At 67.3% G+C, this 24,532-nt stretch carries 23 protein-coding genes; 8 read left to right on the top strand and 15 right to left on the bottom strand.

The annotated features are described in order from the left end of the window. Window positions 1-34: 34 nt before the first annotated feature. The 11 genes from BQ9890_RS04000 to BQ9890_RS03950 all read right to left on the bottom strand — a co-directional run bounded on the left by BQ9890_RS04000 (window position 35) and on the right by BQ9890_RS03950 (window position 10,155). Window positions 35-1,060 (bottom strand): ParB N-terminal domain-containing protein, encoded by a 1,026-nt coding sequence (locus BQ9890_RS04000; protein WP_075889532.1) that lies wholly within the window; start codon window positions 1,058-1,060, stop codon window positions 35-37. Further along, a complete protein-coding gene (locus BQ9890_RS03995; RefSeq protein WP_075889530.1) occupies window positions 1,057-1,983 on the bottom strand; it encodes a hypothetical protein in 927 nt (308 codons plus the stop codon). Before BQ9890_RS03995 ends, BQ9890_RS04000 begins: the two co-directional genes overlap by 4 nt. 6 nt (window positions 1,984-1,989) lie before the next feature. After that, window positions 1,990-2,385, bottom strand: a complete 396-nt coding sequence (locus BQ9890_RS03990) for a hypothetical protein (protein WP_075889528.1) — start codon at window positions 2,383-2,385, stop codon at window positions 1,990-1,992. After that, a complete protein-coding gene (locus tag BQ9890_RS03985) occupies window positions 2,382-3,140 on the bottom strand; it encodes a DUF2637 domain-containing protein (protein WP_195907623.1) in 759 nt (252 codons plus the stop codon). The genes BQ9890_RS03990 and BQ9890_RS03985 overlap by 4 nt, the downstream gene beginning before the upstream one ends. Further along, a complete protein-coding gene (locus tag BQ9890_RS03980) occupies window positions 3,140-4,099 on the bottom strand; it encodes a bifunctional DNA primase/polymerase (protein WP_195907622.1) in 960 nt (319 codons plus the stop codon). The genes BQ9890_RS03985 and BQ9890_RS03980 overlap by 1 nt, the downstream gene beginning before the upstream one ends. After that, window positions 4,099-5,211 (bottom strand): ArdC-like ssDNA-binding domain-containing protein, encoded by a 1,113-nt coding sequence (locus tag BQ9890_RS03975; protein ID WP_075889524.1) that lies wholly within the window; start codon window positions 5,209-5,211, stop codon window positions 4,099-4,101. The genes BQ9890_RS03980 and BQ9890_RS03975 overlap by 1 nt, the downstream gene beginning before the upstream one ends. Window positions 5,212-5,445: 234 nt before the next feature. Then, window positions 5,446-6,276 (bottom strand): AraC family transcriptional regulator, encoded by an 831-nt coding sequence (locus BQ9890_RS03970; protein WP_230297810.1) that lies wholly within the window; start codon window positions 6,274-6,276, stop codon window positions 5,446-5,448. A 67-nt stretch (window positions 6,277-6,343) separates the two neighbouring features. After that, window positions 6,344-7,117: a hypothetical protein gene (locus BQ9890_RS03965; RefSeq protein WP_075889522.1), complete on the bottom strand. Its 774-nt coding sequence runs from the start codon at window positions 7,115-7,117 to the stop codon at window positions 6,344-6,346. Next, complete coding sequence (locus tag BQ9890_RS03960) at window positions 7,117-7,944, bottom strand: ATP-binding cassette domain-containing protein (RefSeq protein ID WP_075889520.1); 828 nt, start codon at window positions 7,942-7,944, stop codon at window positions 7,117-7,119. The genes BQ9890_RS03965 and BQ9890_RS03960 overlap by 1 nt, the downstream gene beginning before the upstream one ends. After that, window positions 7,941-8,297, bottom strand: coding sequence for a PadR family transcriptional regulator (locus BQ9890_RS03955; protein WP_230297809.1), 357 nt, complete (start codon window positions 8,295-8,297; stop codon window positions 7,941-7,943). Before BQ9890_RS03955 ends, BQ9890_RS03960 begins: the two co-directional genes overlap by 4 nt. Before the next feature lie 685 nt (window positions 8,298-8,982). Beyond that, the gene (locus tag BQ9890_RS03950) at window positions 8,983-10,155 is read right to left on the bottom strand and encodes a restriction endonuclease (protein WP_230297808.1); all 1,173 of its coding nucleotides are present in this window, start codon (window positions 10,153-10,155) and stop codon (window positions 8,983-8,985) included. Window positions 10,156-10,332: 177 nt separating this feature from the next. Here BQ9890_RS03950 and mobF point away from each other — a divergent pair, with 177 nt between their 5' ends. After that, entirely contained in the window at window positions 10,333-13,878 is a 3,546-nt protein-coding gene (mobF, locus tag BQ9890_RS03945; RefSeq protein ID WP_230297807.1) for a MobF family relaxase, read from the top strand. 102 nt (window positions 13,879-13,980) lie between these two features. On the opposite strand, the gene BQ9890_RS03940 is transcribed toward mobF, so the two are convergent. Next, window positions 13,981-15,111 carry a DUF4062 domain-containing protein gene (locus tag BQ9890_RS03940; protein ID WP_195907621.1) on the bottom strand — a complete coding sequence of 377 codons (1,131 nt, stop codon included), beginning with the start codon at window positions 15,109-15,111 and terminating at the stop codon, window positions 13,981-13,983. Between the two features lie 249 nt (window positions 15,112-15,360). Here BQ9890_RS03940 and BQ9890_RS03935 point away from each other — a divergent pair, with 249 nt between their 5' ends. The 6 genes from BQ9890_RS03935 (at window position 15,361) to BQ9890_RS16135 (ending at window position 21,186) form a co-directional block, all read left to right on the top strand. Then, window positions 15,361-15,714 carry a sulfate permease gene (locus BQ9890_RS03935; protein WP_075889512.1) on the top strand — a complete coding sequence of 118 codons (354 nt, stop codon included), beginning with the start codon at window positions 15,361-15,363 and terminating at the stop codon, window positions 15,712-15,714. A 10-nt stretch (window positions 15,715-15,724) separates the two neighbouring features. After that, window positions 15,725-15,949, top strand: a complete 225-nt coding sequence (locus BQ9890_RS03930) for a hypothetical protein (RefSeq protein WP_075889510.1) — start codon at window positions 15,725-15,727, stop codon at window positions 15,947-15,949. A gap of 75 nt (window positions 15,950-16,024) precedes the next feature. Continuing rightward, complete coding sequence (locus BQ9890_RS03925; RefSeq protein WP_075889508.1) at window positions 16,025-16,723, top strand: hypothetical protein; 699 nt, start codon at window positions 16,025-16,027, stop codon at window positions 16,721-16,723. Window positions 16,724-16,812: 89 nt separating this feature from the next. Next, window positions 16,813-19,377 carry an AAA family ATPase gene (locus BQ9890_RS03920; RefSeq protein WP_075889506.1) on the top strand — a complete coding sequence of 855 codons (2,565 nt, stop codon included), beginning with the start codon at window positions 16,813-16,815 and terminating at the stop codon, window positions 19,375-19,377. Window positions 19,378-19,431: 54 nt separating this feature from the next. Further along, window positions 19,432-20,145 (top strand): hypothetical protein, encoded by a 714-nt coding sequence (locus BQ9890_RS03915; protein WP_075889504.1) that lies wholly within the window; start codon window positions 19,432-19,434, stop codon window positions 20,143-20,145. Window positions 20,146-20,217: 72 nt separating this feature from the next. Then, window positions 20,218-21,186, top strand: a complete 969-nt coding sequence (locus BQ9890_RS16135; protein ID WP_230297806.1) for an HNH endonuclease — start codon at window positions 20,218-20,220, stop codon at window positions 21,184-21,186. Window positions 21,187-21,501: 315 nt separating this feature from the next. Here the strand turns inward: BQ9890_RS16135 and BQ9890_RS03905 are convergent, their stop codons facing one another. The 3 genes from BQ9890_RS03905 to BQ9890_RS03900 form a co-directional block, all read right to left on the bottom strand. Next, window positions 21,502-22,554 carry an MFS transporter gene (locus BQ9890_RS03905; RefSeq protein ID WP_195907620.1) on the bottom strand — a complete coding sequence of 351 codons (1,053 nt, stop codon included), beginning with the start codon at window positions 22,552-22,554 and terminating at the stop codon, window positions 21,502-21,504. Next, window positions 22,530-22,775, bottom strand: coding sequence for a hypothetical protein (locus BQ9890_RS15800; protein ID WP_195907619.1), 246 nt, complete (start codon window positions 22,773-22,775; stop codon window positions 22,530-22,532). Before BQ9890_RS15800 ends, BQ9890_RS03905 begins: the two co-directional genes overlap by 25 nt. A 104-nt stretch (window positions 22,776-22,879) precedes the next feature. Then, the gene (locus BQ9890_RS03900) at window positions 22,880-23,485 is read right to left on the bottom strand and encodes a TetR/AcrR family transcriptional regulator (RefSeq protein WP_075889499.1); all 606 of its coding nucleotides are present in this window, start codon (window positions 23,483-23,485) and stop codon (window positions 22,880-22,882) included. 82 nt (window positions 23,486-23,567) lie between these two features. Between BQ9890_RS03900 and BQ9890_RS03895 the strand changes: the two genes are divergently transcribed. Next, a complete protein-coding gene (locus BQ9890_RS03895; protein WP_075889497.1) occupies window positions 23,568-24,479 on the top strand; it encodes a dimethylarginine dimethylaminohydrolase family protein in 912 nt (303 codons plus the stop codon). Window positions 24,480-24,532 lie beyond the last annotated feature (53 nt).

Here is a 24,532-nt window from a genome sequence, read left to right as displayed (position 1 = left end):
GCGCACCCTTTCCCTCGCGCTCAGCGCGACGGAGTCAGAGGGCGCGCAGGTGCCCTCGCGCCGATGGGGCGTCGTCGGCTGCTCGGCGGTCGCGTGCGGCGCGCAGTTCCTCGGCGAACCGGCTCGTGCCTTCGGCGGTGTTCAGGAAGGACTCGATCTGCTCGTCGCTCAGTTCGGCGGCGAGCTGGTCTGGGTCGTAGTGGGTCCACCACTCGGTCAGCTCGCCCCAGGTGTGGATGAAGGCCCGCACCGGATACCGCACCGGCTGCCCATCGGCGCCGATCAGCGGCACCGGACGTGGCGCCGGCTGCTTGCCTTTCTGCTTCTTGGCGGCGGTGGCGCGGGCGACGGCCTCGTCGGCCATCTGGTGCAGGTCGGCCTCCCGCTCGCTTTGAGCGGTGATCGCGGCGTCGCGGACGGCTTGGAAGATGGGGTGTACGGGGGCGCCGGCCTCGATCTGCTCCAGTCCCGCGGCGGCTTGCGCGCGCAGGGGTTCGGGTTGGGCGGGGTCGGCGGCGATTCGTTCGAGGTAGCCGATCCGCTCGAAGGTCTTGTAGGAGGCGCCACCTCCGATCATGGCGGCGGCCTGCTCGCGGGTCTTTCCGAGTTGCCCGGTTGACGGTGGTGGACATTGTCCACCACCGTTGCTCCCGGGTTGATGCTCGCTGGTGAACCGGGTCGCGGCCTGCCGGCGGGCGGCGTCTTGGGCCATCTCCTGTTTCAGTTCCCGGTACAGGCCGGCGGCTTCGAGCTGGGTCAGCGGCTTGTGCAGCATGTTGTCGTCCTGTTCGCCCAGCAACTGCCCGAGACGATCTGACAGGGCCGAGCGGACCCAGACGCTGACGGTGCGCCAGCGGAGCTGCTTGATCGCCGCCAACCGCCGCGCCCCGCATACCAGCACTCCGTCGATGGTGACCGTCAGCGGTTGCAGCAGGCCCTCGCGTTCGATGGAGGCGGCCAGGGCGTCGACGTCGCCCAGGTCGGCGCGGTGCCGTGTCCCGACGATGATGGAGTCCACCACCCGGTCGAGCTGGACTCCGCCGGCCTGCACCTCACTCACACCCCATCACCCCCGCCACGATCACGGTCGCGGTCATGGTGGGTGGGGGCGGCCAGGGACAGGGAGAGCACCAGGTCGTCGTCGCGCAGCAGCACCGGCAGCGTCTCGCCGATCAGCAGCCGCAGCAGCACCCCTTTGCCCGCATTCGTCGCGGTGTAGGCGGGGTGCGGGTTGCCCAGCAGCGCCCGCAGCAGCACGGTCCAGGATCGGCCGGGCAGGTCCAGTAGGACGCGGGCGTGCCGGTCCCGCCGCAGCCCCTCATACGCGGACTGCCGGGTGCCGGCTCGCATCAGCGCCCCGCACACGTGCTCCACCGAGGCCCGTGCCGTCTCCAGTGCCCAGCCCAGCAGGCACAGCAAGGCGATGGCATCCTCGCTCGCCGATTCGGCGGACATGCACGCCCGATCCGACCCCGAACCGCCGCCAGAACTGCCGCTGTCCGAGTCGGCGGCGGTCTCGCTGTCTCCAGGGGCGCGATCGTGGATGTGGAAGGCGGGATGGTAGTCGGTCAGCGGGTTGTCCCGGTCGCCGAACCGCTCCGGGTCGTGGAACGCCGACACGTGCGGACGCCTTGCTTGGTGGACCGAGCAGAGCAGTCCCTGGGCGCGTTCCTCGAAGATGCAGGTGATCCGCACCCCGTGCGTGACCATCGCCCACGGATCATCCGCGCGCCGGGTGGAGGCGTACTGCATCGCATCGAACGCGGCCGATGCTGCCTCCCACGGATCGAGACCGTGCTTGCGCGCCAGCGGGGTGTACTTCTCCGCCGTATAGGCCATCAGCTCCCGTGCGGCCGGATCGGACGCCCACGCGCTCTCGCCTGCCTCGTGCAGCCGGGTCAGCAGGGTCCGCAGACCCTCACCCGTGGTGAAGTCCTCGGCCCGCTCCCTGTGGTCGTCGTCGTGGTGTGTCGTGGTGGTCATGGCCGGTCACCTGTTCATCCCGACACCGGAGCGCACCGGCCCCGTGGGGCTGGTGGTGTTGTGGCCGAAGGCGGACAGCGGCGGCAATCGGCGCGCCCGGTCGGCGAGGTCGTGCATCCGGTTCGCGAGCGGGGCGCGGGCGCGGCGGGCCAGTTCGGCCTCGAAGTCGATACCCCGCCCCGACAGCGTCGCCCCATGCCGAGCGATCAGATCGGTGGGCCGCACCCACTCCACCCCCCGCGCCCGCCTCTCGTGTCCGGGCGTGCCCTGATCACCGTCACGGCGAACCTGGGCGGCTTCCACCGCATCCGGCGTGCCGGTCTCGTCATCCGACTCCCGCTCGCCTTCGGGCTCGGGGGTCGGCCGTCGCCGCTCGTGCTGTTCGTGTGGGTTCCCGTTCATCGGGTCGCCTCCTCACCATCGTTGCTGTCAGGAAGGTGCGCACTGGCGAACCAGCGCCCGACCGTGGACGGGTGCACGCCGAGTTCGCGGGCGATGCGCTTGTTCGACCAGCTCCGCCGGCGCAGCTCGGCCGCCCGGTCTTTCCGGTTCAGGGCGGCGGTCGCAGGCGTGTCAGGCGCGTTCGTGCGCGTGCCGTGTGCGGACTGCTCGGTGTCGTGTGGTGCTGTTAGCTCCTGCGGCGATGACCGGCCCAGAGCATCCAGGACCGCGGGGTCGGGCGCCGCGAGAACGGCGTCTGCGTCATCAGTGCTGGCGGTGCTCGGTGTGGGGCGGGTGAGGATGACGGTCAGGTGGGTGATCGCCAGCAGCACCACCGGCGGCACCGCCGCCACCGACGCGGCGAGCACGCCGGGCACGTCGGCATCGGCGGCGACCACGGCGTGGATCGCGTTGGCGGTCACCGATACCGCGGCGCCGCCGATCAGCAGCGCCCACGGATACCAGGCGGTCTTCTGGCCTGCGAGGGCGACGACGGCGACGGTGGCGACGACGATGATGCCGTCCACGATCAGCGGCCACGCCCACGCCTGCCCTGCACCGACACCGCTTCGGGCTGCGAGGTCTGCCAGCGCGGTGAAAGACAGCCAGAACGCGCCGGTGGCGATGAACACCGTCCCGGACACCGCCGTCACCACCGCCCAGCGGCGACTCGTCGCCCTGCTCGTGACCGTGCTGATGGTGATTGGGCTGGTCATCACAGCCCTCGCACCCTCGACGGCCCGGTTGACGGACGGGCGGGGTCACGGCTGAACCAGCCGTCCGCGGCCACCGGCGGCTCACCTCGCACCAGCGAAGACGATGGGCCGCGTCGGGCTGGTTCGCCGCGGACGGTGCGGTAGGCGGACCGGACCGTGGCGGTGATCTCTCGTGGCCCGAAGTCCGACTTCGCTGCCGCCAGCACGGCATCGAGGGCATCGGTGAGCGGGACGCCGCCCTCGGCGAGACGGCAGGACGCCCAGAACAGCTTCAAGTTCCGGTCGGTCTCCTGCCGGTCCAGCCATAACGCCAACCGCTGCGCATCCTTCCGCCCCACCGGCTGCCAGGTCTCGGTCCGTGGGCGAGGTGCGGGGCGGGGGTCAAGGAAATCCCGCAGCGCGTCGGAGTCCAACAGGCCGGCGGGGCCAGTGTTGATCGCCTCGACCCGGTATCCGACTGTGGTGCCCTCGATGGAGCGAAGCGAGGGTGGGACGATGATGTAGCCGCCGTCGCCGCGGAAGTCGATCCCAGCGCGCCCGGCCTGCCACGACCGCTGCTCCGTGTCGGGCGTCGCCGGGTAGTAGGCGTGCATCCCGCCCGTGGGAGTGCGCACCAACAGCTCCCACCCGTCCACCAGCCCGGCACGGGCGGCGCGGTCGAACCCGGCATGGCCGTCCACCGGGCCGTGGACATCCACATCGACCACGACCGCGCCCGAGGCGGCGCCGGTCGGGACACCGATGTTCGCTCCCGGCGACTGCCGCCACCACGCCTCGATCTGATCCAGGTTCGTGGTGGCGTCGTAGAAGCCGTGTCCGGTGGCCGGCCGCTTCCCATACGACACACAGGGGAAGACCGGCACCCCCGCGGACGCGAACTCCCGTGCGGCCGCCGACAACGGCCACGCCCCGCTCATCCGCAGCAGCAGGACCGAGGAGACCGCACCGTGCTCGGCCATCACAGCCCCCGTCCCTCGAGCGCCGGCACCGGGACGGGGCGTACACCTGGCTCAGGCAACGACGACGCCTGCCGCGACGGCGCTGGCTCCGGTGCCGGTCGTACGTGCGCGGGTGTCTCGCGGTGGGTCACGTCCCGGTCCAAACCGGGCGGGGTGCCGTCACCGACCTGCGCGGTGTCGAGCTGGTCCAGGATCGCCCGGGCGGTCTTGCGGACCCGCTCCCCGGTGGCCTTGACGACTTCCACCGGCTCTTTCCCGTCGACGCGGGCTGCCCAGGTCGACACGTACGGGATCGTGTAACCGGACGTGTCCATCCCGTGAGCGGCACCGACCATCAGCGCGACGGACTCGGCTTCCACCTCACCGATGCCGCGATGCTGCCGCGCCTCGTCCTGATCGGGGCCGTGGAGCAGGACGTGGCCCAGCTCGTGGGCGAGGGTCTTGACCTGCGCTGCGGGGTCCATGTTCTCCCGCACCGCCACGGTGTTCGCGGTGTAGTCCGTCATGCCGTTGGCGCCGTGGATCATCCCCTCGTGCGGCACCCGCAGCACCGTGAACCCGCGCTCCTCGACCTGCGCTGCGAGGCCGTCCCACAACTCGGCGGGCGCTTCGCCTTCCAGCAGCCGCGGCGACGGTGGTTCGGGGATCGGGTCGCCGGTGGTCTGGCTCGCGTCCCACACGTAGGCCGGTCGGACGCCCACCATCTTGGAGCGCACCACCTCACCTGGCCGAGGCTTCTCGCCCTTCCCGAGGCGACGCCAGGAGTCCGCATCCGCCGGGTTCGCCGACGCGAACCGACCCGTCACCGGAGCGAGAATCTGGTAGCCGGGCTGCCCCTTCTCCACCTGCCGTCCCAACGCCTGCCACTGCTTGTAGCCGGCCACATACGACGGGAACGGCTCAGGCACCCGGCCCGCCTCATAGGCGGCCGCGTGCTGTGCCCAGATAAGGAGACTGTTTGAAAAGCTCCGTGTTCGGAACCGGGCCGCGAACGCCAACGCGCGTGCCCAATCCGGGCCGGACACGAGCTGTTCGACCGCGCCGGTCAGCTTCTCGTGCAGCTCGTCGAGCTTCGCTTCCCGCGCCCGGCGGGTCTCCTGCCTCGTTGCCATCTGCTCCGGCCTCCTCCCGGCGTAGACCGCGCGCCCAGGAGAGGGCGGCGGTGCACCAACGAGGTGCGCCGGGAGGATCAGGAGGACGAGACGGACGACGAAACGAGGTCGCGACCACCAGGCTCCGGGATGAACCCGACGAGTCCCATCCGGTCTACTCGCGCCAGAAGAAAGCCGGGTGCGAGGGGTCGGATGCGCGCATAATCGTCCGAGTTCATGCGCGAATCGTCCGAGTCAGCGGGCGCTCGGTTTCCGCTTGCGCAGCGCCCGGTACTGGCGAGGCGTGAGGCCGACGCTGCGGCGGAACTGCCGGGCTGCATATGTAGGATCGCTCCAGCCTGCCTCAGCGGCGATGAGGGTGATGGGCGCGTCCGTCGTGTGCAACAGGTGAGCCATACGCTCGGCGCGCACCATCGTCAGGTACGCGATCGGGGATTTACCGAATGCCGCTACGAAGACCCGACTGAACTGCGAGGGAGAGAGGTGGACAGCGCGCGCGAGGTCCGGGACGGTCCAGCGCCGTTCTGGCGTGTCGCGCAACAGCTCTGCCGCGTGCCGCGCTTCAATGCGCAGCGGGAGGAAGGCGCGATGACGGGGAAGGGTCGGATAGGTGGTCACTCGTTGTGTCGAGGTGACACGCTCCCCGGTTACCGTCATATAAGGGACGACTACGTCGAGAACTGCAAAGAGCAGTGACTGCGCTCGGTAGAACCTGGCAGGGTCGAGCCCGTCGATGCTCAATGCCGCGAACTCGTCCAGCCAGGGCATCAGTAATCCTGCTCGTGCCTCGCCGATCCGGAGTATCTGCGCGGGCTCGGCGTAGCGAGTCTCGACAAACCGTTGCGCATCGAGCCTGTCCGTGAACTGGGCGGCATGCTGCCAGAACACCTGATCGATCAGATAGTCACGGTCGAGGTAGAGCGTTGTGGTCGTGACCTTCCCCTCCGGTTCGGCTCCGCAGAGGGTGTTCGCCGCGAGCACAACGACATCGCCGACATTTACGTGCCCGGTGCCGAACTCACTGAACAGGATTGCCGACCCGGAGCGGACGACGATCAGTTTCACGCAGTCGTAGGCGATAGGGGATGTCGGGCCGTGTGCGGTATGCGTGCGAGCAGCAACCGGGCTGTACTTAGTCTCTGCTTCTCGTATCTGCGGTACCGGCGTGGGGAGGGCCTTCATCATCACGCGACGCCGAGATACTCAAGTCCGCATGGGCTGGTTCTTCTTGGGTCGGCGGAAGGATGCGAACTGGTCTGAGTCGGACAAGGCTGGCGATCCAAGCAACGAGAACGCAGATCGACGCCGTGACGATGAAGTGGATCAGTCCAGCGCTGAGGCTGTCGGTGCTGTGCTCTTGGATGGCGTAGGCAGACAGTTCCCTGGTCGACCACAGCGGTAGCAGTTTCGCCAATGACCCGTCCGGGTCCACGAGGAGCTGGAGGGCCATGATGGAGAGCAAGGCAAGTGCGCCTTCGAGTTCTCGGGTGATGACAAGGCTGACGAGCGTGCCCAGCGGCACGCCGATCAGGACGGTCGTCACCAGCAGCAGTGCGATTCCGCCGGGGCGAGGCAAATCGTCCTGAGTCAGGGCAACGAGACAGAAATAGGCTGCGGCGACCACCACGCCCACTGTGACGAGCGCGAGTTGTCTGCCGAAGAACAGCGCCGTGGGTGAGGCTCCGATCACGCTGAGCCGCCGGTCCAGGCGGCGGGAGCCGACGTGGCTGAAAAGCGACAGGGTGGCCACAGCCCACCCGACGCCGATAGCAAGGAAGCGGATCGCCTGCCAATGCACGTCGATGCGCACCAGGTAGAAGACCAGCGGTAAGAGGAAGACGAACAGCAGAGCTACCCGACGGCGGCTCATCTCCCGCAAAGCGGTCGAAGTGACAGTGAGTAGCATCAGGAATCCTCGACTGGATGCAGTTCGAGCACATGGTCAACCCGGTCGAGATCGTGGAGCAAGTGCGTGACGACCAGCACTCCCGCACCGCCATCTCGCCAGCGGAAGACTTGATCCCAGAAGTCGACGTAGGAGTCCTGGTCGAAGCCTTGGTAGGGCTCATCGAGCAGGATGAGGTCTGGGCGGTTCAGCTCACTGAGGACGACGTTAAGTTTCTGCTGCGTCCCGCCGGAGAGATGGGACGCGATGAGATCCTTACGAGGCCGCCAGCCGAGTTGCGACGCCAGATGCGTACCGACTGACACGGACTTCTTCGAGTTCATCTGGTAGACCGAGCCGAAGAGTCGGAAGTGCTCTGCTGGAGTCAACAGAGCAGCCACGCCATCGTGCTGCGGGGCGTATCCAATCCGTGGGGTGCGCTCGACCGTCCCAGATGACGCCCGGGCGAGGCCGGCGCAGATATTGAGCAAGGTCGACTTACCCGAGCCGTTGGCGCCCACGATCGCCGCGACCTCTCCTGCGCGTAGACTGAGGTCCACCTCACGCAGAACCTGATGGCGTCGATAACTCTTACTCACCCGGCGTAAGCGAAGTACGACCACTCCGCGATCGCGTGGCAACGGAGCGGCGATCGCGGTAGCCCGACGCACCGTCTGGGCGAGCCTATCGGCATAGGCCACCGCAGGCCCGTACATCGAGTCCGGGTCGAGACCAGCCGTTTCCGCCTCAGCCACCGCGTCACTGGCCAACTCACTTGCCTCGGCGGTTTCGATACCAGCCTCGGTCAAGTGCTTGAGCAGTTCGGCTTCCCAGTGCGTCGCTGTCATCGCAACCTTCCAGCCTGGCCGTTTGGTGCACAGCTCGACGTCTCCACAACCGTGCTCATCGCTGCGCGGAACTGCTGCCACGCCTCTTGCCGTTCGCGCATGGTCGCGTAGCCCAAGTCGGTGAGTTCGTAGTACTTCCGCGGCGGACCAGACGCCGACGCTTCTCGCTCCGTTCGCACCAGCGCCTGTTTCTCCAGACGGAGGAGTGCCGGATACAAGGTCCCACCAGGCACTTCGTCGAACCCCGCCTCCGCGAGCCGTTCCGCCAGCCCTCGACCGTAATCCCGACCATGGGCAAGCAGGCACACGTCCAAGAACCCGTGGAGCCAGTGCTGGCGCATGTTTCCGCTCACGATCAGTAGGCTAGCTGACTACCGGTAGAAAGTCTACCTACTGACCTAGTGGGCCGCTCTGGCTACGGTGAGAGTTGTTGAATCAAGCACCACTTGCGCGCGCGCCGGTGTCATGCGCCGCGACATACACGACTCGCTCATGCCGAGACTGTGGCTGTTCCCCCGAAGCGGGTCGCCTGGACCTACATCTGGCGGCTGCTGCCACGACCGTCTCGGTTTCCGTGCTCTGGGGTAACGGGATTGATGTGCCCGAGCACTGCCCGGCGTGCGGTGCCCTGACTTACGTCGAACCGTGCCCGCTCTCGGTGCTTACGCAGCGTCCAACTTGCCGACAGCCGCGACGCATCGGAACCGACCGCGGTGGAAGTGACCGCCGCAGTGGTGCTGTGCACACGGAAGTGCTCAGGCAGACCTCCGCATCGCCTTCGCGGACGTGCATCGCCACCGACTTGTCCACCTCAGCGGCGTCGAGACATCTGATCCAGCCAGTCGCGCCGAGGCGACGATAGGACGAGACTGCTGTCCGCACCCACGTTCAAGGTCGAGCCTCCGTCGAACAAGCCGGCCAGAACTCGTCCGAGATCGGCTCGTAGCCTTGGCCCACTCAGCTCGATCGAGCTACCTCATTGAGCTACCACGCGTCTTGCAGGTCGAGGTAGAAGGTCGCGAATCGCTCATGTCGGACTTACGAGCGGAGGCCGTAGCTCGCGATCAGATCCGGTCGTTGCGACAACTGCGTTTCGAGGCGGCTATCTGCCCAAAGCTCGATGAACGGCAGTTTCCCATCGACGTTGTGCTTCTCGACAATCGCCACCGCGTCGGTGGTGAAGCGACCGCTCGTCGCGATCACCAAAGTCCGAACGACCGGCGGCTCCCAGAGCGACAGCGCCGCCAGGGTATTCGTGATGTCGGTAGGTGCGACGGATTTCGACGTCCAGTGCTTGGCCTGCACGATGACCCGCTCGGTTCGCGTCGTCCCGCCGTCGTCCCTTATGACGCGTTCAGCGGACAGATCGCGGCCCCGATCGGGCGCGCGCGTCTTCATCAACCACTCGACGTTCTGGTAGCTGGGAAAGCCCCGTAGAAGGTCAAACAGCAGTCGCTCGAAGCCGTCGTCATCAAGGGCACTCCAATCGAGGCCGATGCTTGCGCCACCTGCGGGTTTCGCGGAAGCAGCTACGCCGAGGTCAACCGCTGGCACCGGCAAAGGGTCGGACTCGGAGAGGCTCGCGGCCTCAATGTCAGCCCGGACAGACGGCCAATCCATCTCGGCGATGTCGTGCCAATCGTGCCCCTGACTGAAACGGAGGTGCCGGTGAAGATCGCCCCATCGTCCCTTTCGGTCAGTGGTGTCGGCGAGCAACCGCTCGATCTCGCTGATCGACTCCTCCACCGCTTTCGTTCTGAGATCGTCCACGCGATCGGATGAGTCCCGCGCAACGGAATCAGTGATCTGACCAAGCGTCGCGTTGATCGTCGACACGAGATCGTCGAGGCGCTCGTGAATCGCCCGGCGACGCGCTTGAGCGAGTTTGAATCTGTACTCGTCGAGCTGTTGGCCCGGCTTCTCCAACTCGTTCATGAGAGCGAAAGCAGGCTCGCTGATCTCGAAGTAGTCGATGAAGGATTGCCCCGCCTCGTCAATGTCGGGCAGCTCCTCGGTGACTGTGAACCCGTCGATCGGAGGCAGCCCCGCCAACAGTGGCGTCCATGCCCGACGCAGATCCTCATACTCCCGATTCGTACCCCGCTGAGGACTCGACGGGATCATCGGCTCCGCACGGTCCCAGATCGCTTGGAGCTTGGCAAGGTTCGCCGAGGCGCGATCCATCACCGGTAGCAACTCGTCGAGATTCACCCCACCAGTCTCCCAGCACCCGGATGCCGGAGATGCACGTCAGCATCGACGTGGCGAACTGACGGAGCCAAGCAGTGGATGCCGGATGCCGCGGCCGGCCGCACCAGCGGCGGGCATTTCCGGGGCGGAGGTCACGGGCGTCTGCTGCTCACCTGACTGCCGAAAGGCGGTGGTCCGGTGACGGTTTCGATGCGGGTGATGAGCGCCGGCGACGGCTACAAGTACCTGCTGCGCACGGTGGCTGCCGCTGATGGGGACCGCTCACTGTCGACGCCGTTGACGAGGTACTACGCCGAGGCTGGCACCCCACCCGGGCAATGGCTCGGCTCTGGGGTCGCCTCACTCGGCAATGGGCAACTCGCGGTCGGGGATCGGGTGTCGGAGGCCCAGCTCCAGCTCGTGATGGGAATGGGCCGTGATCCGATCACCGGCGACCCGCTCGGCCTCGCGTTCCCGGCCTACAAGTCAGTCCCGGAGCGGATCGAGGCCCGGATCGCCGACCTCGACCCATCGCTGAGTCCGGGCGCGAAAGGCGAGGCGGTCGCTCGGATCGAGAGCGAGGAGGCCGAGCGTGGGAAGCGTCGTGGGGTGGCGGGGTTCGACTTCACGTTCTCGATCCCGAAGTCCGCCTCGGCGTTGTGGGCGGTGGCCGACGCAGGCACCCAGGCGTTGATCGGGGAGGCGCATCACGCGGCGGTTGCGGAGGTGGTTGCGTTCATGGAGCGAGAGGTTGCGGCCACCCGCACCGGTGCAACCGCGGGCGACGGTGCCGTTGCGCAGGTCGATGTCGCCGGGCTGGTAGCGACGGCGTTCGATCACTTCGACTCCCGCGCGGGCGATCCCCACCTCCACACCCATGTCGTGATCAGCAACAAGGTGCAGACCGTGCTTGATGGGAAGTGGCGGAGCTTGGATGGGCGGCCGATGCACGCCGCGGTGGTCGCGCTGTCGGAGCTGCACGAGGCGGTGTTCGCCGACCACATGACCCGCAGCTTCGGCGTCGAATGGGAGGCCCGCGACATGGGCCGGGACCGCAACCCCGCCTGGGCGATCAGCACCGTGCCGGAGGAGCTGGTGGCCGAGTTCTCCACCCGTGCCCGGCACATCGAGGTGGAGAAGGACCTGCTGATCGCCGAGTACGTCGCCCGGCACGGCCGCCAGCCCTCGACGGCGACGATCATCAAACTCCGCGCCCAAGCCACCCTGTCCACCCGGCCGGAGAAGGAGGTGCGGTCGCTGGCAGACCTCACCGCCGAGTGGCGCGCCCGCGCCGGCGGGGTGCTCGGAAAGGACGCGACGGCCTGGGCGCGCGAGGTGACTGACAACGACCAGCCGTTGCTGTTGCGCGCTGACGACGTGCCGTTGGAAGTGGTCGCTGATCTCGGCCAGAGCGTGGTGGCGGTGGTGGGTGAGAAGCGCTCGACGTGGCGGCGGTGGAACCTGATGGCCGAGGCTTCCCGGCAGACGATGGGTTGGCGCTTCGCGTCCATGCAGGACCGGGAGGCGATCGTCGCGATGGTCGCTGACGCAGCCGAAGCCGTGTCGTTGCGGCTGACGCCGCCGGACCTGGCGACCAGCCCGGCCGTGTTCCGCCGCGTGGACGGCACCTCGGTGTTCCGGCCGAAGCACTCGACCGTGTTCTCCTCCGAGGAACTCCTCGCCAGCGAGGACCGGCTGCTCGACCGCACCCGCACCATGACCGCCCCGACCGTTCCGGTGGCGACTGTCGAGAAGATCACCACCAAGCCCGACCACCAGGGACGGATGCTCGGTGCCGACCAGGCGGACGCGCTGACACGCATCGCGGTCTCCGGGCGGATGCTCGACGTGCTGGTCGGTCCGGCCGGCGCCGGGAAGACCACAGCGATGTTCGGGTTGCGGCAAGCCTGGGAGACCGAGCACGGCACAGGGTCCGTGGTCGGGCTGGCAGCGTCCGCGGTCGCCGCCCAGGTGCTCGCCGACGATCTCGGGGTCGCCACGGAGAACACGGCGAAGTGGTGGACCAACCACCTCACCCACGGCACCACGTTCGAGGCGGGGCAGCTCGTCATCATCGACGAGGCCTCCCTGGCCGGCACCCTCTCGCTGGACCGCATCACCCACCTGGCCGAGCAGGCGAGCGCGAAGGTGCTGCTGGTCGGCGATATCGCGCAGCTCCAGTCCGTCGACGCCGGCGGCGCCTTCGGCCTCCTCGTGGGCGACCGTGATGACGCCCCCGAGCTGGTCGACGTGCACCGGTTCAGCCACGAGTGGGAGAAGACCGCCTCCCTCAGCCTGCGGCACGGCCGGACCGAGGTGATCGACACCTACCTCGAACACGACCGCATCCACGAGGGCAACGCCGAGGCAATGACCGAAGCCGCCTACACCGCCTGGCGCGCCGATCGCCAAACCGGTCTCGCGTCGGTGCTGATCGCCGAGGCACGCGAGGACGTCACCGCCCTGAACACCCGTGCCCGCGCGGACCTGATCCTCGACGGCACCCTCACACCGGGCCGCGAGGTCGCCCTGACCGATGGCACCACGGCCGGGGCGGGGGACACGGTCATCACCCGCCGCAACGACCGGCGCCTGCGCAACGGACGGGACTGGGTCCGCAACGGCGACACCTGGACCATCACCAAGGTCCGCGACGACGGCTCTGTCACGATCCGCCCGACCGGGCGTCGGTTCGGCGGCTCGATCGTGCTGCCAGCCAACTATGTGGCCGAGCACCTCGACCTCGGCTACGCGATCACCGCCCACCGTGCGCAAGGCGTCACCGTCGATACCGCCCACGTCCTGGTCGAGCCGACGAGCACGCGGGAGAACTTCTACGTCGCGATGACCCGCGGCAAGCACACCAACCGCGCCTACGTGATCCTCGACCGGCCCGACGAGCACGCCCACCCGCATCCCAGCGACAACCCCGACGCCACCGGCCGGTCAGTCCTCTACGGGGTGTTCCAGCACGTCGGTGCGGAGCTGTCCGCACACGAGACCATCACCGCCGAACAGGAGCAGTGGGGCTCGATCGCCCAGCTCGCCGCCGAGTACGAGACCATCGCCGCAGCAGCCCAACACGACCGCTGGGCCACCCTCATCCGCGGCTCCGGCCTGACTGCCGAGCAAGCCGATGCTGTGGTGGAGTCCGAGGCGTTCGGGGCGCTCACCGCCGAGCTGCGGAGGGCGGAGGCCAACCACCACGACCTGGACCGGTTGTTCCCGCGCCTGGTCGCCGCGCGCGACCTCGCCGATGCTGACGACCTCGCGTCGGTCCTGCACCACCGGCTCGCCCGCGCCACCGCTCGCCCGGCCGGGTCCGGGCGCACCCGCAAGAGCCCCAGGCTGATCGCGGGGCTCATCCCGCATGCCCAGGGCGAGATGAGCGACGACATGCGCCACGCCCTCGATGAGCGGCGCGAGCTGATCGAGCACCGAGCCGATGCCGTCCTCGACACCGCTCTCGACCAGGGCGCCGCCTGGACCGCACCCCTTGGGACACCGCCGCGGACGGCGGCACAGCGGCGGGCATGGCGCCAGCAGGGCAGGACGGTCGCGGCCTACCGCGACCGATATGGCATCACTGACGACACACCCTTGGGTGCCCCGGCGGCGTCGACCGCGCAGAAGGTCGACGCCGCCCGCGCGAAGACCGCCCTCGACCACGTCAGCCGAATCATCAACAACTCGGATGAGCCCACAACGCATCGCACGCAGGAGCGGGACCCACTCAGTCTCTAATCACACGAACCTGGAGCGCTCTCATCACACGAACCTGGAGCGGACTGAGCCGATCCGCAAGACCCGCACCGCGCAAGTCCGTTCTCTGAGGACCCGTCTCGATCACAGGCCCGTCACGGTGCCGTCGATCGAGATGGGTGCTGGGTCGGGTTCGTTCACGTAGACCTGCGGCGGGGTCCAGGTGGCCCGTAGACGTCGCGCGCCCTGATGGGAGGGGCCGAGCGCGAAGGAGTCGATCATGGACGCGGCCTGGTCTGTGATCAGGCGTTCAGTGAACAGCAGTCGCGCCACTGGACGCAGGACGCTGTCGTCCAGGCCCAGTCCCCGAAGTGGTGCCAGAGGATCGATCGGCCGTGCCATCCACCCCATCTGCTGGCCGAGCAGCGAGGTGCCGAAGAGCCCGTCGGACAGCGCCCGCTGGCTGACCTCGTCAGCCGATATTCCGTTGATGGATGCGCGCATGTTCGAGCCCCGCTGCTCCTGGGTGACCAACGTCAGCCGCTCCTCATGACCGATCGTCGAGACGGTCCTGGTGGACAGCTCCACGATCTGCACTGGCAGCGCGGTATGAGGGGAGGCGAACGGGACACCGCCGGCACGGTTGTCCCGAAGCCGCACCAGCTCGGCATGGACCGCGTCGCTGCGCACCGCCGCGGTGAGCGAGATCGTCTTCCCGTCGTTGGTGATCTCGCGCGCACGAAACAGAGTCCGGCCCACCCGCACCCACGGCGCCAGCTCCTCCGCCGCCAGCTCCTCCAGACGACGTCGCACCCGCCGACCGAGGTCTTCCGGGTCACTCCACGGGCTCGTCGTGTACAGGTTGCGGGCACCCTGGATCAGATCGCGCTGCGCACCGTCCATCTCCCCGCCGGTCTCGCCGTGCACGAACAGGCACAGCCGCAGTCCGTTGCGCTCGGCCTCCAAGAACTCCGCATGCGTGGCTGAGTACCCGTCGGGCATCCGCACGCCGTAACGCGAACCCCACATGCCCACGTAGACCTCGGAGCTGCGAACGCCGGAGAGGTAGGCCTGCTCGGCCGAGATGTCCTGCGCTCCGAGATCCTCGAACATCACCGCCGTCGCCCCGACCGACTCGATCGCTGCCCGTACCGCGGCCCGCTCGTCGGGCATGTCGGTGATCAGGCTGGATACGAACACCCGCCGCCCGCTCGCCCACGCCCGCACATCCTCCCCGGCGGCAGCCAGGGAGGCCGAGCGCTGGTCGATCAGCAACGACGCATCATCCATGCCTCAAGTCCACCACGGACACGCCCAGACGCGGAGCGCACACGCGAGCTGCACACCCCAGCGAGGGCGGGCGCCCGGTCACCTTCGCCTCTTCCGGGTGTCTGCGCGGCGTCGTAAAGTAGTTCCTGAGGCGGCCTCTTATGCGGCGCTGTCGCTCCTTACGACGGTATGACCTTCCCGGGGACGGGCGGTCCTTTCAGGTTCTTGTCGCCGAACCTTTGAAGAGGTCTGTCCATGCTCCGACTCATCTGGGCTCTCAGCGTCCACACCCGCTACTTCCTGCGCCGCTACATGCCCACCAACATCCTGCTCGACGCCATCCGGACCCGCCGTGGACTGCGCTGGGGCCTGCCGGCGATGCTGCTGGCCATCCCGTACCTGTACGCCGCGGACCTCTGCATGCAGCTCATCGAGGGCGGCGGTCCCGGCTGGCTGCACCTGCTCGTGCTGCTGTTCATCTACAACGCGATGAAGTTCGCCATCATGGGACCGGTCAGCCTCGTCCTCCTGCTCCGTGCACGCCTCCGCGAGCACGCCGCACGCCGCCGCGAGCAGCGTGCCGACCACCGGCCCATGGTCGCCGCGTAGGGGGTGCGTGATGGGCACGTACGTGAAGAAGACCGCCCGGCGCCGCTACGACGAACGACAGTTCACCCTCCGCGCAGCGCACCGTGACCCGCCCGACCTGCACAAGCTCTGCGAAGCCCCGATCCGGCTCACCCTGCAGGAGGTCGGCCAGTCACGGGCACACCGCCGCGCCGAGGAGGCCCCCGAGACCTACCGGAGCCCAGTACGGCCGGACTCAGCACGGGAGAATGACTGAGCCCCGGCGACATGACCGAGGTCAGAGGTCCACCGGGGCTTTCTGTCATCCATGCTACGCGATACTGAGGGGATCATGCCAGCCGAATCCACCAACGACGACGTTGGAGAGTGGGTCGAGCGCTGGCTGAGCTCACCACGGTTCGCCGTTTACCTCAACGCCGCAGGAAACGACCGGGATGCTGCTCTGGCACTCTACGAGCGGAACGCACGTCTCGGCTCCGCGCTCAGCCACGACCTCGCCCACCTGGAAGTCGGACTGCGCAACGCCTACGACGGCGCACTGACCGAACATCTGGAACTGCCACGACACTGGACAGCATGCGGGGACCAAGTCTTCGCCCCGGTCCTGCGCACCCGTAAGCGCGGGAGCAGCGGCAAGGTCACGGTGGACATCAACGCCAGGCCGCGCGCCAGCTTGGAGCGCGCGATCCGCGAGGCCGGTGGACGCAAGGCCCCACCAGGGAAGGTGATCGCCCAACTCACCTTCGGCTTCTGGCGCTACCTGACATCAGCAGCTCACGAGGTCACCTTGTGGCGCCCGGCACTGCACCATGCCTACCCTGCCGGCACCAGCCGTTCTGACGTCGACGCCCGCATCGGACGACTCCACGAGCTTCGCAATCGCGTCGCTCATCATGAGCCCTTGCTCGGGCTCGATACACCGAGTCTCCACGTAGACCTTCTGGAGATCGCGACCCTGCTCTCCCCACAGCTCGGAAGCTACGTCGCAGAAAACTCAACAGTCCCAGGCCTACTGACCGCCCGAGAGTGAACCGCCGGGTCGCGTCCGTCCGCACCCACCCGACCCGGATGAGCGGCGTAGTTCCAGGGCATAGGCACGGACGGGTGAGATCATGAGGCATGACGATCGAGAGCGACATCATCGCGTGGGCGTTGGACCGCCCTGGCTGGCAGCAAGACGTGCTGGTCGCTCTCGCGAACGGTGAAACATACGGACCGGCCCAGATCACGGCCGTTGTCGATGAGGTTCTGGAGGACACCAACAGCGCGCCGAGCCAGGAGGCCAAGAGCATTCAGGTGAAGTCCGCGGTGGTCGAGCAGGTAGACCTTTTGGCGGTCGCCGACCTTCGCGGAGTGAACGCTCTCGTGGACGGACAGCGCCTCAACTTCGCCACAACCGGCATCACAGTCATCTATGGCGACAACGGCAGCGGCAAGTCTGGATATGCACGCTTGATCAAAGCGATGGTCAAGGCCCGCCACCGCGCCGACATCCTCCCCAACGTGTTCCACGATTCACCGGACGAGCCCTCCGGGGCACTGCATTACCGCGTCGGAGGCCAGGACCAAACGCTGACATTCCCTTCAGCGCCGCCGCCGGAACTGCTGAAGATGAGCTTCTACGACGAGCACTGTGGCGATGAGTACCTCACCAAAGAATCGACGATCTCGTACCGCCCCTCGGCATTGACTCTCCTCGACGGTCTCATCCGGGTGTGCGACGAGGCTCGGAGCGACATCGCCGCACGGATCAAGAGCAATGAGGTCAAGGCACTCGACCTGGACTTGCCCCCAACAACAACGGCGGGAGCCTTCCTGGCTACCCTGACCGCCGCTACCACCGAGACGCAGATCGAAGCCGCGACCACCCTGGCGGCAGGTACCAACGAGCGACTGGCCGACGTGCTGCAGGAGCAGGCGAGGCTCGCGGCGACAGACCCGCAGAAGGAACGGTCTCGACTCACGACGCTCGCGAACCAAGTCAAGACCCTGGGCGACGATCTGGCCCGCTTGCTCGAAGCCTTGGGAGCGGAGAAGACAGATGCGCGCCACGAACTTCGATCCATAGCTGCTAATGCGCGGGCGGCAGCATCGATCGCGGCCGCCTCCTCGTTCGATGATGAGCCACTGCCAGGGGTGGGTTCGGAGACCTGGCGCCTGCTGTGGAGCGCAGCACGTAACTACTCAGTCGCCGAGGCGTATCACGCCCACCAATTCCCCGTCACAGGGGAAGGGGCGGTCTGCGTCCTGTGCCAGCAGGTGCTCGACGATGAAGCCAAGACTCGCCTTCGCCGCTTTGACCAGTACATGACCGACACCACCGAACGCGACGCCCTTACCGCCGAGCAGAACTTCGCCGCGACTCTCAGCGAGCTGCGAACGCTGGACTTCGCGACACCTGCCCGGACCGCCGCTCTCACTGCCTTGGAGGCGCACGACGCTCAGCTCGGTGGCACAGCCACGGCGCTGCTCACCAAGCTTGAGGATCAACGCGATGCCGTCGTGCAGCACTTGACCAGTGAAGACCCCGCTCCGACGGCACTCGCCGCAATGGATACCCCCAGCAAGCTAGCCGCGCTTGCTTCGCAGCTCCAGGAACGCGCCTCTGCTACAGACGTGACGCAGTTCCAAACTGCGGTGACCGACCTGAGAACCGAAAAGGCCGAGTTGCAAGCACGTGTCCGACTCTCGGAGGCGGCAGACAAGGTCAAAGCCGAGGTCCAGCGCTTGCGCCAGTTGAGCGCGTTGAAGGTGGCACGCACCGCTGCGGACACCAACAGCATCACCCAGAAGGCCTCGGCGCTGACTCGCGAGTACGCCACCGATCGCATCCTGGATCGCTTCACCCGAGAAACCGAACGCCTGCGACTTCAGAAGGTGACATTGCAGGATCTTGGCGGACGTAAAGGACAGTTGAACCAAAAGCCTGGCCTGCTCGGGGCCGCCAAGAGCGTGGCTGCGCACACCGTGCTCAGTGAGGGCGAGCAGACCGCTCTCGGACTTGCCGGGTTCTTCACCGAGGCAGTCTTCGATCAGTCGAAGTCCGCACTCATCTTTGATGACCCAGTCACGTCGCTGGACCACGTTCGACGAGACAAAGTCGCCGAGCGACTGGCGCAACTCGCTCAAGACCGGCAGGTCGTTGTATTCACTCACGATGTCGCGTTCACCGGCGATCTTGCCGCGGCAGCAGAGCGAGAAGGCGTTGCTCTCACTGAGCGCGCTGTGGAGCGGCGCGGGGCCGAGCCCGGCATCTGCATCGAGAGCTTCCCCTGGAAAGCAAAAGACTTCGGCTCACGCGTCACCCACCTCACCAGCGAACTCGCGAGGCTCAAGAAGGAGCGCTCGGGGCTCGTTCAAGACCAGTGGGAAGAACGCGTGGCGACATGGGCGGGGTACCTCTCCGAGACATGGGAACGCAGCGTCACGACCGAGGTCATGAACCAAGTGTTCGACCGCGGAAGCTCACAAGTACGGATGATGAAGTTCCGCCTGCTGGCAGAGATCACCGACGCGGACAACCAAGACGTGCAGGACGGCTATGGCGCTACGTCACTCTGGGGAAGACGCCATGACAAGTCCGCCGAGACCAACTACGTCGCACCGGAACCCGCAGACCTCGAACGCGAACTGACACGCCTGACCGACTGGCAGAAGCGCGTCCGAAAGTACCTGTCGAAGTGATAACCCCGTGGTGAGCGAAAGTTTCCGCTCACGGACTGAGCAAGGAGCGGCCGCATGTCATCGACGGAGTACCCCTTCCCGGTTGCAGTGTCGCAACTGGGCGAGCAAGACTCGCGTGAGTCTCAAAACGCCCGCGCCGTCCAGTGGCTTCTGGAACAGCGTGGCGGTTCCATCGTTGTCGTAACGCCGCAGAAGCAGTTCGACAGCGACATCCTCAGGCGCGTTGCTGCCCGTCCAGGAGTCACACACCTCACCTGGCGCGGCTTGTTTACGGGCTCGCTCGCGAATCACCGTGTGCTCTATGCCTGGCCGGACCGGAAGCACCTCAACGATCTTTGGGGCGCCGACGCAGATGCGCTTGTCGTCATCGAGTGGGGGCGGGCCGAGACTGCGACGTGGATCGAGGACGCGAACCCAGTGCGACTTCTGCCCGGTCAGACCGTGCAGCCCGCACCTCAGCCGGCACCCGTGGAAGCGGCCGAGCCGTTGCCGAACGGCGTCGGGGAGATCTTGGAGCACATCGCCGCTTGGGCAGCTGGATACGACTCGGGTCTTAAGTGGAACGAAGAAGACAAGCTCAAGGCGGACATGATGAACTGCCCGGAACGATGGGCCCCCATCACCGTTGAGCAAGTTCGAGCCAAGTGCCGTGAGCTGAAGATGCGGCCCAACGATATCGAGACGATCACGGGCTTCCTGGAACGCAGGAAGCAAGGACGCCGCTTCAACGTGAGAAGCACCTATCGGGACTTCAGATTCGCGCAGTAGACGCGCCTCGACCCGTCATCACCGACGCAAAGACAGAATCTCATGGCAGATCAAGACGCTCACTTCCGCGTCATGGATGAGGCACTGAAACATCCAGATGGCCGAGCCAAGGGCGGAGAGCCCTGCGTCATCTGTGGCAAGCCGGTGCCGGCGAGCGCCCACTGGGTGCAACGAGACCGACATGTGTGCTCCGGACGGTGCAACAACCTCCTGCGTCGCCGCTACGGTCGGGGAAGCGCGAGCATCAACGCCGAACGAGTGGCGGCGGCGGTCGAAGCCACCGGGCCGCGACCGAATCCACGCACCAGCGGCCCTCGTGTCTTCCGCACCCTCCCGGATGCACGCTCGCTTGAATTGCCTATCGAGTGGGAAGGGTACGGGCCGCATCCAGGTGATGTGGTCGAGCGCTACGGCATCTTGACCCAGTACCTCGTCCAGGACATGCCCGACGGCTACTTCACCTCGCGCATCGTTGTAGCCGTTGCCGAGAGCGGTGACATGTTCGTAGCAGGGGCGACTGATGATGGCTACTACTCATCCCTGGTGATCGGACCGCACGGTCCAGGAGGCGGACGCCTTGAGGGTCAGCTATTCAGCCACACCTTCGACATCAACGGCGTCCTGTGTCAATGGCGCCGCGAGCGGATCACGGATCTACAGCCCGACGGTGCGGACTACTTCTTCTGGGAGTGCTACGCCGCCGTCCCCGTTGACGCACCGGCCTACCCCGAGCCGATGCACTCGCCGCGCTACCGAGCGGAGATGGATCGTCGCCGCCGAGTTAGCAGCAATTCGGCAAAGCACGAGCGACGGGCCCGTTCAGAAGCCACCATCGAGCGGTTTGATCCAGCGGAGGTGTACGAACGAGACGCTTGGACTTGCGGCATCTGTGGAGGGAAGGTCGATCCACAAGTGCTACACCCCGATGCCATGAGCGCGAGCTTGGACCACGTCGTTCCCCTGTCGAGGGGTGGGGACCACACTCGCAGCAACTCGGTCCTCGCGCACCTGATCTGCAACATCCGAAAGGCAGCAAGTTGAGAGTGCGCCGACGTCGGCGTGACGCAGACAACCGAAGTGGACCAATCAAGTGACCAACAGCCTGCAAACGCTGCAAAACGAGATGCCCAGAGCAAGCGGCTGAAACAGAAAACCCCAGGTCAGGGGCGGTAGAGTCGTCGATTCCGGCACCTGGGGGTCAAGGGGTCGTGGGTTCAAATCCCGCCAGCCCGACCATGTGGTGTCGCAGGACATCGGAATGGCCCGAGCCCACGGATTGTGGGTTCGGGCCATTTCTGTGTGCGGGTGGGGCAGGTGGGTGGCCAGCCGGTTGGGCGACCACCGGGGACGAGGACCTCAGCGCGCGCCCCGCACCAGGGTGACCATCATCCCCCCGACGAGGACGAGGACACCCGAGCCGAGGAAGACCGCGGCGTACCCGGACAGGGCGATCCCCGCCGCGGCGACGAAGGGCCCCAGACCGATCGCCAGCAGCGTGGCCACGTTGATGATGCTCAGGTCCCGCCCCCGTCGCTCGTCGTCGGGGAGGAGGTGGATCGCCATGGCCATGCTCACCTCCTCGTAGGCGCCGTAGCCGATGCCGGTGAGGGCGGCGAGCGCCAGGACCCCGCCCCAGCTCCCCGTCACCGCACCCAGCACGGCACCCGTGCCGAACAGCAGCGTGGCACCGATGATGTAGACCCTGAAGCGACGGGTGCGGTCCGACAGCGCGCCCACGACCACCGCGGCCGCCATGACGCAGGGCGCGTAGACCGCGGTGAGCAGCAGGACGCCGTCGTCCGTGGTCCTGCCGGGGTTCAGTCCCTCGTAGTCGATGACGTCCTGGAGGTAGTAGAAGAGGTAGGCCAGCGCCGCGTTCTGCCCCAGCGCGAAGAGCAATCGGTGCACCCACACGATCCAGAAGTCGCGGTCGTGGGGGAGGAGGGCACGGGATCCCCTGCCGGTGGCACGGGGGAGGACCCGGGGACGAGGGCGGGGCTGCACGTCGTCACCACGCAGGGTCGACACGAAGACGGCCTGTGACACGGCGATGAGGGCGGCGAGGGCCGGATACGTGAGCGCGGGGGAGGTGAGCACCGCCTGGACGGCCGTCCCGAGCACGGGTGCGCAGGCACCCGCGATTCCCAGGCATGCCGTGGCCCGACCCCTCCTGCCCTCGGGGACGAGGTCCGGCACGGTCGCCGCCAGTGGCGCCATCATCATGTTCACGCCCACCTGGAGGAGGCTCCACCACAGGGTCAGTGCGGGGACGGAGTCGGCGCTCCCAGCGGCCACGGAGAGGGCCAGGACCACGGGGACACCGGCCAGGAGCCACGGGCGGCGTCGCCCCAGGCGGCTCCGGGTGGTGTCACTGAGATGACCGATCACGGGGTTGGTGACGATGCCCACCAGCCCCCGATCCCTGTCACCAGGGCCAGTGCGAGGACCTTGTCGTCGGGGGCGAGCCGGTCCACCTGCGCCGGGATCGTCGTCAGGACCGGTCCGAGCAGGAGGGCCCACAGTGTCGTGCTCGCGGCGAAGAGTGCGGGGAAGTAGCCCGCTCCGGCGGTCGACGTCCCGCTCCGGGTCCCGGTCGTGGCCTCCTCCGTCGTCACGCGTCCATTCGTCATGTCACTCCTCACAGCGGGTCGACCACCGGGCGCTTCCGTTGGCCAGATGGCCAATATAAAAGGCATTCCCGCGCCCGTCACCCCTCCGTCCACTGGCCGGGCGGTCAGTCGCCTGCGGGACCCCCGAATCCGAAGGAGACCAGCGTCGCATCGAGGACGGCCCGCATCCGCTCCGCCGTCATGTGGTCGGGGTAGAGGGCCACCTGCACGCCCAGGCCGTCGATCAGGGCGATCAGCGTGTCCACGACCACCGCCGGATCGGCGACATGCGTCCCCTGCTCCGCCTGCGCATCCCGCACCAGCGACTCGAGCACCCCGCGGGTCTCCTCGTAGGAGAGACGGCGTTCCTCCGCCACCCGGGCGTCACCCAGTGCGTACCCCCAGAAGGCGAGCTCGATCTGTTCACCGGTCCGGTCCTCCTCGTCGACGGGGAGGGCCTCGTGGACCGCGCGTCGCAGCGCCTCCACACCCGAGAGTCCTGCGAGGTCGACGCCGATGCGTTCGGCGAGCAGTTCGTAGGACCGCTGGAGGGCGGCTCGCAGGATCTCGTCCTTGCCCGTGAAGTAGTGGGCGATGATCCCGTGCGAGACGCCCGCCTCGTTCGCGATCTCCCGGGTCGTGGCCCCGGCGAGCCCCGCACGTGACACCACGCGCAGGCAGGCGTCCACGATCTCCCGACGACGCTCCGCATGGTCGACGATCTTCGGCATGATCGCAAGCCTAGCGGTCAGGATCGGCCCGACGGTGCGCCCTGCCCTTGACGGCACCGGCGACCTGCCTTAACTTGGCCATATGGCCAATAACAAGACACCTCTCGTCCAGATCTCGAACCCGAGCGACATCGCCCCTCTCCGGGAGGTGGTGGTGGGGCCGTACAAGCCGTTCACCTGGTGGAACCTGATCTGGGGTTCCGTGAGGTACCCCGACCTCGCCAGCCTGCGGTACGTGAGCAACAACAGGGTCCAGGTGCCCGACCACGACATCGCCCGACGCCAGCACGAGGCGTTCGTCCAGACGATCCTCGACTCGGGGGTACAGGTCCACACCCTCCACTCCCTTCCCGACGTCGACATCCAGCTCTACCCGCGTGACCTCGCCTTCGCAGTGGACGGGACGCTCTTCCTCTCGCGCTCACGCGACCCGATCCGCCGCAAGGAGCAGCGCGCGCTGGACGCACTCCTCCCCGAGCTGTCCCGGGTGGAGCGCCTCGGCGGCGGGTACATCGAGGGTGGCGACGTGATGGTCACCGATGACGTGGTGCTCGTCGGACTGGGGGAGGCCACCAACCTGGCCGGTGTCACCGCCCTGCGCGAGGCCTTCGCGCGCGTCGGCATCGAGCGGGAGGTGCTCCCGATCGAGTTCTCCCGCAGGGGAGTGGTGCACCTCGACACGAAGTTCACGATGGTGGGCCCGGGACTCGGGTACATCCACTCCGCGTCCCTCACGCCCTACTCGCGCAGCCTCCTGGCCGAGCGCTTCGAGCTCATCGAGGCCACCGACGAGGAGGCACGTGACCTCATGGTCAACACGGTCGCCCTCGCACCCGACCGGATCATCATCGACCGGCGCGCCCACCGACTCGCCGAGGCACTGCGCGCGCACGACGTGGAGCCGGTGGCCCTCGACTTCTCGGAGGTCACGAAGTTCCCCGGCGGCTTCCGCTGCGCCACGCTGCCCCTGCGCCGGGTGGACGAGGGCGACTGAGCCCCGCCGGACGGGGCCCGACGGGGCCCACCCGAGCACGGCCCGCCGGGGGC

It is taken from the genome of Actinomyces provencensis (assembly GCF_900155435.1).
In the GTDB taxonomy this organism is placed as follows: domain Bacteria; phylum Actinomycetota; class Actinomycetes; order Actinomycetales; family Actinomycetaceae; genus Pauljensenia; species Pauljensenia provencensis.
The sequence above is the reverse complement of the archived record's forward strand: the minus strand, read 5'-3'. Positions and strand labels throughout refer to the sequence as shown.

Excerpts from the sequence above, each read along its gene's own strand:
- BQ9890_RS03995 (WP_075889530.1), bottom strand. The coding sequence starts at position 1,983 with ATGACCACCACGACACACCACGACGACGACCACAGGGAGCGGGCCGAG.
- BQ9890_RS03975 (WP_075889524.1), bottom strand. The coding sequence starts at position 5,211 with ATGGCAACGAGGCAGGAGACCCGCCGGGCGCGGGAAGCGAAGCTCGAC.
- BQ9890_RS15800 (WP_195907619.1), bottom strand. The coding sequence starts at position 22,775 with ATGACGAATGGACGCGTGACGACGGAGGAGGCCACGACCGGGACCCGG.
- BQ9890_RS03980 (WP_195907622.1), bottom strand. The coding sequence starts at position 4,099 with ATGGCCGAGCACGGTGCGGTCTCCTCGGTCCTGCTGCTGCGGATGAGC.
- BQ9890_RS03895 (WP_075889497.1), top strand. The coding sequence starts at position 23,568 with ATGGCCAATAACAAGACACCTCTCGTCCAGATCTCGAACCCGAGCGAC.
- BQ9890_RS03965 (WP_075889522.1), bottom strand. The coding sequence starts at position 7,117 with ATGCTACTCACTGTCACTTCGACCGCTTTGCGGGAGATGAGCCGCCGT.
- BQ9890_RS03925 (WP_075889508.1), top strand. The coding sequence starts at position 16,025 with ATGCCAGCCGAATCCACCAACGACGACGTTGGAGAGTGGGTCGAGCGC.
- BQ9890_RS03960 (WP_075889520.1), bottom strand. The coding sequence starts at position 7,944 with ATGACAGCGACGCACTGGGAAGCCGAACTGCTCAAGCACTTGACCGAG.
- BQ9890_RS03915 (WP_075889504.1), top strand. The coding sequence starts at position 19,432 with ATGTCATCGACGGAGTACCCCTTCCCGGTTGCAGTGTCGCAACTGGGC.
- BQ9890_RS03900 (WP_075889499.1), bottom strand. The coding sequence starts at position 23,485 with ATGCCGAAGATCGTCGACCATGCGGAGCGTCGTCGGGAGATCGTGGAC.
- BQ9890_RS03920 (WP_075889506.1), top strand. The coding sequence starts at position 16,813 with ATGACGATCGAGAGCGACATCATCGCGTGGGCGTTGGACCGCCCTGGC.
- BQ9890_RS03930 (WP_075889510.1), top strand. The coding sequence starts at position 15,725 with ATGGGCACGTACGTGAAGAAGACCGCCCGGCGCCGCTACGACGAACGA.
- BQ9890_RS03935 (WP_075889512.1), top strand. The coding sequence starts at position 15,361 with ATGCTCCGACTCATCTGGGCTCTCAGCGTCCACACCCGCTACTTCCTG.
- BQ9890_RS16135 (WP_230297806.1), top strand. The coding sequence starts at position 20,218 with ATGGATGAGGCACTGAAACATCCAGATGGCCGAGCCAAGGGCGGAGAG.
- BQ9890_RS03985 (WP_195907623.1), bottom strand. The coding sequence starts at position 3,140 with ATGACCAGCCCAATCACCATCAGCACGGTCACGAGCAGGGCGACGAGT.
- BQ9890_RS03990 (WP_075889528.1), bottom strand. The coding sequence starts at position 2,385 with ATGAACGGGAACCCACACGAACAGCACGAGCGGCGACGGCCGACCCCC.